Origin of the sequence: uncultured Brachyspira sp., from assembly GCF_910578695.1 — a bacterium.
Taxonomy (GTDB): domain Bacteria; phylum Spirochaetota; class Brachyspiria; order Brachyspirales; family Brachyspiraceae; genus Brachyspira.
Window position 1 is genome coordinate 1 of record NZ_CAJTQJ010000033.1, and the last position, 12,195, is coordinate 12,195.

Below are 12,195 nucleotides of genomic sequence, written 5' to 3' on the forward strand. Positions count from 1 at the left end.
TATTATTTAATAAAATTATTAATATATAATTTTGATTAGCAATAATAATAAAGTTTGGATTTATTTATGAATGATAAAAAAATTACAGCTGCTATTTCTATAATGCTTTTAATAATATCTTTTTCTTTAACTATTTTTACAAGAGTTTATTCTTTTCCGAAAGCAGGAACAGATTTTGTAGATTTTCTTACTCATTTTTATGATATGAAAAAACATTATGATAATAATACAATTCCTGTAGTAGGTGCAAGATTTCAAATGGGACCATTAACTGAGGAAGTAGCTCCCAGAGTACCCGGAGGTTTTTTCTATATACATTATTTAGTATGCTATAAATTGGCTAATGAAAATATATAATTAGCAAGAGTATTCAATTTTATCACAATGTTTTTGCCTGCTGTTATATTTTTATTTTGGGTATATAAAAGATTCGGACTTTCTATAATGTCTATATTGTCAGTATTAACTTTATTTAATATATATTTTGTTTATACTAATAATATATTTTATAATCCTAATATAACGCTTTCTTTATCATTTTTACTTATACCGCTCTTAGGCGAATATATTATTGGCGATAAGCCTTATATTCCAGCTATTATGTTTTTCCCATTGTTAGCATTAATGGGACAGGCACATTTTGCAGTTTATTATAGTATTGTTCCTACTATCATAGTTTATCTTATTATAAGATACAAATATACTATAAAAAATATCAAATTTCTTTTAATTGGAATTTTTTTAGCATTTTTAACATATCTGCCTTATTTAGTATCTGAAATAAAAAATGGTTTTTATAATACAAATAAAATGCTTAATTTTTCATCAAGCAGCGATTTAAAACAAGCATTTCCCTTTCCTCAGGTTCATTCTCTTATTATGTTTCCTACAAATGAATTTTCTGTTATGTATTCTGCCAATAATTTTAAAAAGATAATGAGTTTTTATTTAAATGATAATCCATTTTTTATATTCACTTTAGGCTTACTAATAATATCTATAATAGTTGTACTTACAGCCCTTTTATATTCTATAATAAATTTTTTTAAGAATAAGTATTATAAATTTGATTTAAAAACTAATGATAAATTATTAATCCTTACAAAAGAATTGATGTTAATATTTTTATTATATTTTCCAACAACTATATTAATAACATTTTTGGGAAGAGGAGTATCAGGACAATTCAGATATCATTTCGGCGGTTTTACTTTATCTTTTGTGCCTATGCTTTATTTATTATATAATTTGAGTATCAATTTAAAATATAAATATATTAATTACCTTTCTATTTTTTATATGTTTAGTGCATTAGCTATGACTTTTAATATAGCTGTATTTTATAAAAATTATCAGGAGCCTTATAAATGGAAAAGTTATATTGATACTATTCAAAATATATCGAATGATTCTCAAGGAGAAAAGTTTATTATAAAAAATGGTTCAGAGTATTTCAGTCAAATGGGATTTGTTTATAGTAAAAACGGCTGTTGGAATGAAGTACAAAACAATGCAAATATTATTTATCATTTAGAGAGTTCAAAAAATAATACAAATATAATTAATTTGCCTATAATATCAAGCAATAATATTTATATAGTTTATAAAGAAAAAATAGAATAGGTTATTTTTTATTATAGTTATTTTTTATTATAAACATTTTCTTTTTTTGATATATTAAATTTTGAAAGTATATAAACAACGCCTATTAAAAATCTTAAAAAATACATTGACATAGAATAAATTGGATGCAGCAATAGTTTTTTCCATTTGCCTTTTTCTATATATACGCCGATATAACGGTAAAAAATACCGAATTGCTTTTTAGTAGTTTTATCATATCCCCATTTTTTGAAATAATTATCAAAGTTAGAAGCATAATAACTTTTTTTTACTATATATTGTTTTAATGTATGATTTTCATTATGATAAAGCGGAGATTTTATTATTGATACTTCTCCTATTTCTTTTATTCTTCTGTCTATATCCCAATCTTCTGTGCCATTTAAATTTAAATCAAAACCTCCTATTTTTATAAATGCTTCTTTTCTAAAGAATCTTACGGCATCTATTACGGTTGCATCATAAAAGGAGCGTTCAAAACTTCTTACTCTATTAAAAAAACTGTTTCCGTAAATTTTTTCAGGTATATAAACAGCCTGCACATCTTTATTATTTTCAAAAATTTCCAAACATTCTGTAATAACATTTTCGGATAAAGTCATATCAACATCTAAAAATCCTATTATTTCGCCGCTTGACATTTCTGCCCCATAATTTCTTTGTGCAGAACGTTCAGGACCTTTAATAAAAGTTTTTGCCCCCAATTGTTTTGCTGTTTCTACAGTTTTGTCCTCTGAACTATTATCTACTAATATTATCTCTGTGTCTTTATAATTTGAATTTTTCACAGCATTTATACAATCAGCAATAAAATTTTCAGAGTTTTTTGTTGTGATAATAATACTTACCATTTGCTTATCCGTAATAATATAATTTTACTTATCCGTAATAATATAATTATTATAAAAATTATTTATTGTTGCCGTACATAAACTAGATTTCTATTTCTTTATTCGACAATAAAAAATTACCCGCTTTAAATATACATAAATAAAAAAGATAATTAGCCATTCTAGTTTTTTTTATTTATTATTATCTATTGCTAAATTAAAGTTTTTCTATCTTATATAAACTTAAACCTGTAAGCCTATATAAGATTAATATACATATTCTCTTTTTTCATATTTTTAGCTAATGAATATTTTTCTTTTTACTCTTTCAAATCAATATTCTCAGACAGATTATGAGGATTGAGAATTTCTAAATTATGTAATTCTTCAAAGCCTGAATCTTTAAGCACAGAGTTTACTAGTATATCTTCATTGTATTTGCTGCCTAAAAAATAATGCATAAAATAATTATTCATTCCGTTGATATTTCTCATACAGGAATTATAACAAAAACTATATAAAAGTAAATATTTTTTATTTTGTAAGAAGCTTTATTATCTCTTCATTTTTTCCGTATTCTTTTGCATAGTATAATGCATCTTTATTGCCGTCTTTTATATTTTTATCAGCATAAGCATTTAAAAGCATTTTGGTAATTTCTAAATTTCCGCTATGACAAGCCCGCATCAATGCAGTCATACCATATCTATTTTGAACATTAACATCAGCATTATTTTTTATAAGCACTTTTACAGCATTAATATTATCATTATTAGCTGCCTCTATCAATGCAGTGTTTTCATCATAATTTTTATAATTTATATCCGCACCATTATCAATTAGCTTCTGTAAAAAAACTTCATTAGTAGAATATTCTGCTGCATTTATTAATGGAACGCGATAGCTAAGTAAAGTTATATCATTAGGACTTAAGATTTTCAAGCTTTTATCTAAAGAATCAGAACCATTTTTAAGCAAAATATCTGCTATATCATCATTACCGAACATATAAGCATAAATTAAAGCATTAGCATTATTTATGTTTCTTTTATTTATATCAGCTTTATTTTCAATTAAGATTTTAACAGTCTCTTTATAGCCTTTCATAGCTGCATACATTAGAGGAGTTTCTTCATCTTCATTGTCTCCGAAAAACAAATTAACATCAGCTTTATTTTTTATTAATAGTTTTAAGATTTCAGTATTTTCTTTACCGTCATCACCCTTGTTTAAAGCAGAAAATAATGCAGTTCTTCCTCTAAAGCCTTGATAATTAATATCAGCATTATAACTTAAAAGAAGTTTAACCATTTCCATATTATTATTATCAGCTGCAAGTATTAAGGCACTATCTCCATCATACATTATAGCATTAACATCTGCTTTATATTTCAAAAGAAGTTCAGCCATTTCTATATTATCATTTTCCACAGCAATTGATAATAATAAAGCGTTTTCAAAATTTATATCACCATTATATTTTTTAAGAATATTTTGAGCTTCTTTAATATTGCCGTTATTGACATAATATATTAATTTTTCTGATGCTTTGCTTTTATTATTATATAGAGTTTGACTGTATAAATACAGACTAAATAAAAATAAAATAAATATTAATTTTTTTATCATTTATAAGCCTTTTTAAATTATTAAACTTTTATTTGTATTTAAAAAATATTATAGGTGCTATAAAAGAAAAAATAAATGAATATATACCATAAACATAAACAAAATTATATATTTTATTATTGCCGATCACTGCCTCATTTATACTGAGATTATTTTTTAATATCTTTATTATAGACTTTATATTTTGTATTATGATATATATTAAATTAATGGCTATTATCATATTAAGAAAGGCAATAGAAATTTCATTTATTTTAACTTCAGAAATAATCACTCTGTATATACTTGCACTCAATACCAATATATTAAATAAAAATGCTAGTATTGGAAATATTATATACATTGCTTTTGTTATTATTCCAGCTTTATAGTCAGCTCTTATAAAGTATAAAGTAAAAACAGATAAAATTAATAATATATTATAAATTATAAAAGACTTCATATTTGTATAAGGTATTATCGGTTTATAGAGCAATGCAAAAAATAAAATAAATATTAAAAATGAATATAGAAACAATAATCCTCTTGAAATATATATTGAGATAACAGTTTTAAATCTCTTTTGTACAAAGAAAAATATGAAAGGTATTATAGAAAGAACAAATATAATAGACATAAAAATAAGTTTTTCAATTAACGGTTCTAAATCAGCTGCTATATCAGTTCTAAAAATAAATGTATCAATAAAAAAAACAATAAATATCCAAAATACAAATGCAGTAATTCCTGCTATGATAGAAAATAAAATTATATCTCCTAATTTAGTAAAACTATTAGATGTATTATTTTTAAAATTATTATCTGCCGAAAGTATTATAATAAAAAACATTGTATAAGATAATATACTTTTATTAATCATTATATTAGACATAAAAAAATCAAGCATATTAGGTGTTTCGTTTTTTAAAGGCGATGAAGTAAATACTCCGAGTAAAAATAAAAGCAAAAATGACAAAAATGTTATTAGTATAGTTCTTTTATTAATATTTATGCTGAATAAAAATGAATAACAGAAAAAGTAAAAAACTTGAAAATAAAAACTATTAAAAATCATATTGTAAATTAATTTTTCAGAATCATATTCAGTATCAAATAATAATATATGTATATTCATAGGAATAGAAGAAATTATCATTAATATAAATACTAATAGAAAATATATTATTTTTTTACTGCTGTAATTCATTAACTTATCTTTATACATTCTATATAATTATTATATATGTTTTTAATCAATATTTTTAAAATGTATTATATATTATAATTATTAATTGTAAAGTATGAATTGTTACAGCATAGCATTAGAAATATTTAAGACTTTTTTATTTAATGCCTTTACAAACTTTTATATTATTTGTATAATACAAAAGCTAAAAAAATTATAAGGAAATTATAAATGTCTGTAAAATGTGTTTGGTGCGGAAAATATATTGAAGAAATAAAAGGGCAGGCTGTTATGGATACATGCGAGGAATGCGAGGATTTTTTTGAAGATCATATTGATGATATATCAGCATCTTTAAATGAACTTCTTAAAAAAAATGAAAGTTCATCTTCAAAGCCTTCAAAAAAGAAAGCGTGGATAAGTTATTCTCTTATGACAGCAATTCATATGTTAAGTTCTAAACCATTCATAGAGTTTAAAGATTCCAAATATAAAGATTTAATTACAGATAATGAAAAATGAAAAAATTATATATAATCACCTATATATTTTTTTGCTTCGCAGTAAATTTAACTCTGTAAAAATATTAACTTCTAAAGACAATTATGTAAATATTTATTAATATAATAATGATTTATTAACAAAGAAAATATAAACTGTTATGAAAGCAGTAAAAAATTAGTATAAATATTGTATTAATAAATAATTAATATATTTAAATTATGAAATATATTATTCTGTTTATATATAAAATTATTGATTATATTTATTGTTAACTAGGATTACTTATGAATAATAATATAGGATTGCTTATGAATAATAATAATAATAATAATAAAAGAGAATCAGAAATAGTTAATTATGCTTCTGATAAAAAACAAAATACTTTTAATTCTGTAATTTCTTGGATTCCATTTGTATTAGCTTTATTGTATACAGTTTCGCCTGCAGATTTTATTTTTGATATTATACCTGTACTAGGCTTAGGATAGGATGCTTTATTTTTAATTATATTGATTTTGCTTATATTTTTAGTTTTTAAAGTTTCATCTAACTAGTAATTATATATACTGTAATTTTTTATATTTAATTTAAAAATATAAATTCCGATTATAGAATAGTCATAATATATTTTTAAAGATTAAGAAGATGGAAGAGATAAAAAAGTATTGGAATGAATTTTTAGATATTATAAGCGAAGATGATGAGTTTGCTGGTGCTGCATTGCTTGAAGGAAGTATTTTTATAGCTGATAATGAAAATAAGGCTGATATAGTATGTTCTGGAGACTTTACTGCAGCTCATATAAAAAAAGATTTTTTGGGAAGAATAAAAGATTTTTTTGAAGATAAATTAGGACATAGCATAGATATAGATGTTAAAGTAGATTCTGAATTTGTTAATGAGTATTTAAATAATGAATACTTAAATAATAATGAATACTTAAATAATAATGAATGCTTAAACGATAATGAATACTTAAACAATAATGAAAATAATAATTCTGATACTGCAAAAAAAGAGATTTCTGATAATAAAGCTAATTTAAATAATAAAACTAATTTAAACGAATATTTCAGATTTAATAATTTTATTCAGGGAAATAATAATAGATATGTATTTGAGGCTGCCAAATATGTATCATCTAATCCGGGTATGGAGTACAATCCTCTCTATATATACGGAAGTGTAGGAATAGGTAAAACGCATTTGCTTCAGGCTATAGGCAATAGTTATATTGAAAATAATCCAAATGCTAAAGTTTTTTATATAGACGGAAGCGGTTTCAGAGATGAATATGTATCAGGTCTTCAGAATAAAAAACCTGAAATTTTTAAAAGAAAGTATAAATCTTTGGATATGCTTTTATTAGATGATTTGCAGCTTCTTGAAAGTGCTCAGGAAACATCTAAAGAATTATTTGAAATATTTCAGTCTTTGGATAATGCCTCAAAACAGATGGTATTTGTAAGCGATAAGCCTCCTAAAGAATTAAGAAATATAGAGGCAAGACTTAAAAATAGATTTGAAAAGAGTCTTATTCTCTCGATAGAGCCTCCGCAATATGAAACTAGGCTTGCTATAATAGAAAGAAAGCTATTTGATTTGCATACCAATATTGATGAAAAAGTTATGGAATATATGGCAGAAAATATTACTACAGATGTAAGAAAGATTGAGGGAGCTATAAGGGCTTATTTATCAGTTAGGGATTTAATGAAAATAACCCCTGATATAGAGCAATGCGAGAAACTTAATATATTTAAAGACTATTTTACTAGTAAGCCTAAATTAAATAATGCCACAATAAAAGAAATAAAGAAAATAGTAGCCGATTATTACGGCATAGAAATATCATCTTTTGAAAGCAGGGACAGAACTAAATTCATATCAAAAGCAAGGCATGTTGCTATGTATTTGGCTTGCGAATATACTAAAAAATCTGTTACAGAGATAGGATTAGATTTTAATAGAGATCATGCTTCTGTAATTCATGCCAGAGATAAAGTTAAAGATGAGCTTAAAACGGGTTCTCATCTATATTCAGAAATAAATGAAATAATATCAAATATGTCATAAAATATTAAAATAAATGTGAAAAAATATTGACTTTTATATTATTTTATATATAATGAAAATGTATTGTTAAATTAATACAATTTTTCATAAACCTCCTTATCACCCTGCCGTATTTTATCAGGGTGATACTTTTTTAACCATAATTTATATTATAATAATACTTATTTGATATTAAAATGTATAAAAATAATACATTACTTGATTAAATAAATGTATAAAAATAATACAAGACTTTTTTTACTTGATATTATTATTATTTACAGCTATATAATTATATACTTAAATGTTTTATATGTTGTTTAAAAATATTTTTTCTATGTTAATATATTGTTTTTATTTTTGTATTTATTTATTAAATTAATGCTGGAAAAAATATAATTGGCATATTTTTTGCATATATAACAGCATAAAGTCATAAAATAACAGTTAAGTTTGAAAGGAGATTAAATGGAAGAGGAAATAAAAGAAACAAATGATGATATAGAGGCTGAAAATAATGAGCAGTTGGAAGCACAGGAAAACAATGAAGAAGTTTCTGAAAATACAGCAGAGGAAGATGAAATTAGCATATTAAAAAAAAGAATAGAAGAGTTGGAAAATGAATCTGCTGATATGAAAAACAAGTATATGTATGCAATGGCAGAGGCAGAAAATATTAGAAAAAGAACAGCTAAAGAAAAAATTGACGGTATAAAAAGAGCTAATAAGGATTTATTATTATCGCTTTTAAACTTTATGGATAATTTTGAAAGGGCTTTGAAAGCAGGAGAACAAGATGCTGATATTAAAGGCTCTGAATATTATAAAGGAGTAGAATTAATACATAAGCAGTTTATAGACTTTATACATGATAACGGAGTTTCTGAAATAGAATCTTTAGGCGAAGAATTTGATCCTAATGTGCATGAAGCATTAACTATGATAGAAGTTTCCGATATAGACAAAGAAAAAGTAGTTGAAGTTTATGCTAAGGGATATAAACTTAATGATGAGCTTTTGAGAACAGCTAAAGTGGTAGTTGGTAAGCCTCCTGCTGCAGCTGAATAATAAATAAATTAATTAGGAGATTTTATGGCACATATTCAACTTTTTAGAGCTTATTATGAACCGAAAGGGGATAAAAAAGCAAACATACAGCATATAAATGAAGTACTTCAGGATTTAAGTGATTCTATAAATAATCATATTAGAGGCAAAGAAGTAATCAATGTTGACCTTACTACTTCTCATTTGGGAAATGGTCATACAGAATATGTTGTTAGTGTTCTGACGAAAGATTAACAAATAATAAAATAATTTTGCATATATATTATTAATATTTATTTTTTATATTAAAAAGTAATTTGTAATTAAAGGAGAAATTTATAATGAGTAAAATAATTGGAATAGATTTAGGTACAACAAATTCATGCGTATCAGTAATGGAAGGCGGAAAGCCTGTTGTAATAACAAATGCTGAAGGAAACAGAACAACTCCTTCAGTAGTGGCTTTCACAAATAAAGGCGAAGTTTTAGTAGGACAGCCTGCTAAAAACCAAATGGTAACTAACCCTGAAAATACAATATTTTCTATTAAAAGATTTATGGGTAATACTTATGCTGAAGTAACAAAAGAGCGTTCAAGAATGCCTTATACAGTTTTAGAGGACGGCGGTAAAGTAAAAATCAAAACTTTGGAAGGAAACTTCACTCCTCAGGAAATAAGTGCAAGAATACTTCAGAAGATGAAGCAGACTGCTGAAGAATATTTAGGAGAATCAGTAACAGATGCTATCATTACAGTACCAGCTTATTTTAATGATAGTCAAAGACAGTCTACAAAAGATGCAGGACGCATTGCAGGACTTAATGTATTAAGAATAATAAATGAGCCTACTGCTGCAGCATTAGCTTATGGTATGGAGAAAAAGAAAGATGAAAAAGTAGCGGTTTATGACTTGGGGGGCGGTACTTTCGATATATCTATACTTGAATTGGCTGACGGAGTATTTGAAGTAAAAAGTACAAACGGAGATACTCATTTAGGAGGAGATGATTTTGACCAAGCTATTATTGATTGGCTGATAGATGAGTTTAAGAAAGATACAGGTGTTGATTTAAATAATGATAAAATGGCTTTGCAGAGATTAAAAGAGGCTGCTGAAAAAGCTAAAAAAGAAGTTTCAAGTTCATTGCAGACTGATATTAATTTGCCGTATCTTACAGCAGATGCTTCAGGTCCTAAGCACTTGAATGTATCTTTATCAAGAGCTAAATTTGAAGATTTGGTAAGGGATTTAGTAGAGAAAACACGCATTCCATGTGAAAAAGCATTACAGGATGCAGGACTTTCTACAAGCGATATAGATGAGGTTATACTTGTAGGAGGTTCTACAAGAGTGCCTTTAGTACAGGAAACAGTTAAAAATATATTTGGAAAAGATCCTAACAAAAGCGTAAACCCAGATGAAGCAGTAGCAATGGGAGCAGCTGTACAAGGCGGTATAATTAAAGGCGATGTTAAAGATGTGCTTCTTCTTGATGTTACTCCGCTTTCGCTTGGTATAGAAACAGAAGGTTCAGTAATGACTGTTCTTATAAACAGAAATACTACTATACCTACAAACAAAAAACAGGTATTCTCTACAGCAGCAGATAATCAGCCTTCTGTAACTATCAGAGTATTACAGGGTGAAAGAAAAATGGCTAATGATAACAGAGAGCTTGGAAGATTTGACTTAACAGATATACCTCCTGCACCAAGGGGTGTACCTCAGATTGAAGTTTCATTCGATATTGATGCAAACGGTATAGTACATGTTACAGCTAAAGATTTAGGTACAGGCAAAGAACAAAAAATAACAATAGCTTCTTCAAGCGGATTGAGTGAAGATGAAATAAATAAAATGGTTCAGGATGCTGAAAAACATGCTGAGGAAGATAAAAAGAAAAAAGAGGAAGTTGAGGCTAAAAATAATGCTGATTATATGATTTATCAGACAGAAAAATTATTAAAAGAAAACGGCGATAAATTACAGCCTTCTGATAAGTCTGAGATAGAAACAAAAATGAATGCATTGAAATCTGCAGTAGAATCTAATAATGCAGACAGCATTAAAAGAGCTACCGATGATTTACAAGCTGCTTGGAGTAAAGTTTCTGAGGCTCTTTATAAACAGGGAGGATCAGATGCAGGACAGCAGCAGCAAAATAGTCAGGAGTCAAGCAGAAAAGATGACGGTGTGGTTGATGCTGATTATGAGGTTGTCGATGATAATGACAAAAAATAATAAAATTGATAAAAAGTAAAAGTTGAATATATAAAGTCTAATGGGCGGTTGGAAGTTGATTTTTGAAAGTATTGATTTTCAGCCGCCTATATTTTTTATAATATAAGTATATTAAATTTTTATATAAGTATATTAAATTTTTATATAAGTATATTAAATTTTTATAAAGGTATTAAAAACAATGGAATTGTTAGAGGCAGTTAAAAATAATAATTTAGAAGATGTAAAATTATTACTAGAACAAGAAGCAGATATAAACGCTAAAGATAATGATAATAGAACAGTTTTAATGTATGCTTGTAAAAATGGTAATTTAGAAATAGTAAAATTATTGGTAGAACAAGGAGCAGATATAAATGCTAAAAATGATGATAATGAAACAGTTTTGATGTATGCTTTAATGAGCAGAAATTTAAAAATAGTAAAGTTATTGATAGAAAGAGGAGCGGATATTAATGCTAGAAGTGATGATAATGTAATAATTTTGATGTATGCTTTAATGAGCAGAAATTTAGAAATAGTAAAATTATTAATAGAAAAAGGGGCAGATATTAATGCTAAAGATAATGATAATAAAACATCTTTGATGTATGCTTGTGAAAGAGGAGATTTAGAAACAGTAAAGTTATTGATAGAAAGAGGAGCAGATATAAATGCTAAAGATAATGATAATAAAACATCTTTGATGTATGCTTGTAAAAAAGGGCATTTAGAAATAGTAAAATTATTGATAGAAAGAGGAGCAGATATAAATGCTAAAGATAATGATAATAGAACAGCTTTGATACATGCTTCAAGAAGTTGGGATAATTTAGAAATAGTAAAATTATTGATAGAAAGAGGAGCATATATTAATGCTAAAAGTGATGATAATAAAACATCTTTGATGTATGCTTCAGAAAGAGGAAATTTAGAAATAGTCAAATTATTAATAGAAAATGGTGCATATATTAATGCTAAAAGTGATGATAATAAAACTGCTTTAAATTATGCTTTAGAAAAAGACTATTTAGAAGCAGCTGAATTATTAAAATTAAATGGTGCTGAATAATAAAAATATATTTTAAATTTTTGCTCTTTGACAATTTACTATAATGTT

The 12,195-nt window shown here is 25.6% G+C and carries 12 protein-coding genes and 1 pseudogene; 9 read left to right on the forward strand and 4 right to left on the reverse strand.

What is annotated here, in order from left to right; all coding sequences use genetic code 11:
• Positions 1-66 precede the first annotated feature (66 nt).
• Both QZ288_RS08905 and QZ288_RS08910 read left to right on the forward strand, forming a co-directional pair.
• Positions 67-357, forward strand: a complete 291-nt coding sequence (locus QZ288_RS08905) for a hypothetical protein (RefSeq protein ID WP_295157890.1) — start codon at positions 67-69, stop codon at positions 355-357.
• Positions 358-384: 27 nt separating this feature from the next.
• Positions 385-1,623 carry a hypothetical protein gene (locus QZ288_RS08910; RefSeq protein ID WP_295157893.1) on the forward strand — a complete coding sequence of 413 codons (1,239 nt, stop codon included), beginning with the start codon at positions 385-387 and terminating at the stop codon, positions 1,621-1,623.
• 17 nt (positions 1,624-1,640) lie between these two features.
• Here the strand turns inward: QZ288_RS08910 and QZ288_RS08915 are convergent, their stop codons facing one another.
• From QZ288_RS08915 to QZ288_RS08930, 4 genes and pseudogenes are all read right to left on the reverse strand, one after another.
• Positions 1,641-2,474, reverse strand: a complete 834-nt coding sequence (locus tag QZ288_RS08915; protein WP_295157896.1) for a glycosyltransferase family A protein — start codon at positions 2,472-2,474, stop codon at positions 1,641-1,643.
• Between the two features lie 302 nt (positions 2,475-2,776).
• Positions 2,777-2,947 (reverse strand): annotated as a pseudogene (locus tag QZ288_RS08920) (ATPase); the annotation flags it as partial.
• A gap of 40 nt (positions 2,948-2,987) precedes the next feature.
• A complete protein-coding gene (locus tag QZ288_RS08925; RefSeq protein ID WP_295157956.1) occupies positions 2,988-4,079 on the reverse strand; it encodes an ankyrin repeat domain-containing protein in 1,092 nt (363 codons plus the stop codon).
• Between the two features lie 31 nt (positions 4,080-4,110).
• On the reverse strand, positions 4,111-5,286 hold the full coding sequence (locus QZ288_RS08930) for a hypothetical protein (RefSeq protein WP_295157899.1): 1,176 nt from the start codon (positions 5,284-5,286) through the stop codon (positions 4,111-4,113).
• Positions 5,287-5,478: 192 nt separating this feature from the next.
• On the opposite strand from QZ288_RS08930, the gene QZ288_RS08935 reads away from it, so the two are divergent.
• From QZ288_RS08935 to QZ288_RS08965, 7 genes are all read left to right on the forward strand, one after another.
• Positions 5,479-5,769, forward strand: a complete 291-nt coding sequence (locus tag QZ288_RS08935) for a hypothetical protein (RefSeq protein ID WP_295157902.1) — start codon at positions 5,479-5,481, stop codon at positions 5,767-5,769.
• A gap of 266 nt (positions 5,770-6,035) precedes the next feature.
• Positions 6,036-6,239 carry a YkvA family protein gene (locus QZ288_RS08940; protein ID WP_295157904.1) on the forward strand — a complete coding sequence of 68 codons (204 nt, stop codon included), beginning with the start codon at positions 6,036-6,038 and terminating at the stop codon, positions 6,237-6,239.
• Positions 6,240-6,396: 157 nt separating this feature from the next.
• Positions 6,397-7,827, forward strand: coding sequence for a chromosomal replication initiator protein DnaA (gene dnaA, locus QZ288_RS08945; protein ID WP_295157907.1), 1,431 nt, complete (start codon positions 6,397-6,399; stop codon positions 7,825-7,827).
• A gap of 447 nt (positions 7,828-8,274) precedes the next feature.
• A complete protein-coding gene (locus tag QZ288_RS08950) occupies positions 8,275-8,874 on the forward strand; it encodes a nucleotide exchange factor GrpE (RefSeq protein ID WP_295157910.1) in 600 nt (199 codons plus the stop codon).
• A 24-nt stretch (positions 8,875-8,898) separates the two neighbouring features.
• Entirely contained in the window at positions 8,899-9,108 is a 210-nt protein-coding gene (locus QZ288_RS08955; protein ID WP_295157912.1) for a hypothetical protein, read from the forward strand.
• A gap of 86 nt (positions 9,109-9,194) precedes the next feature.
• Entirely contained in the window at positions 9,195-11,096 is a 1,902-nt protein-coding gene (gene dnaK, locus QZ288_RS08960; protein WP_295157915.1) for a molecular chaperone DnaK, read from the forward strand.
• A gap of 181 nt (positions 11,097-11,277) precedes the next feature.
• Positions 11,278-12,147: an ankyrin repeat domain-containing protein gene (locus tag QZ288_RS08965; protein ID WP_295157918.1), complete on the forward strand. Its 870-nt coding sequence runs from the start codon at positions 11,278-11,280 to the stop codon at positions 12,145-12,147.
• Positions 12,148-12,195: the final 48 nt, after the last annotated feature.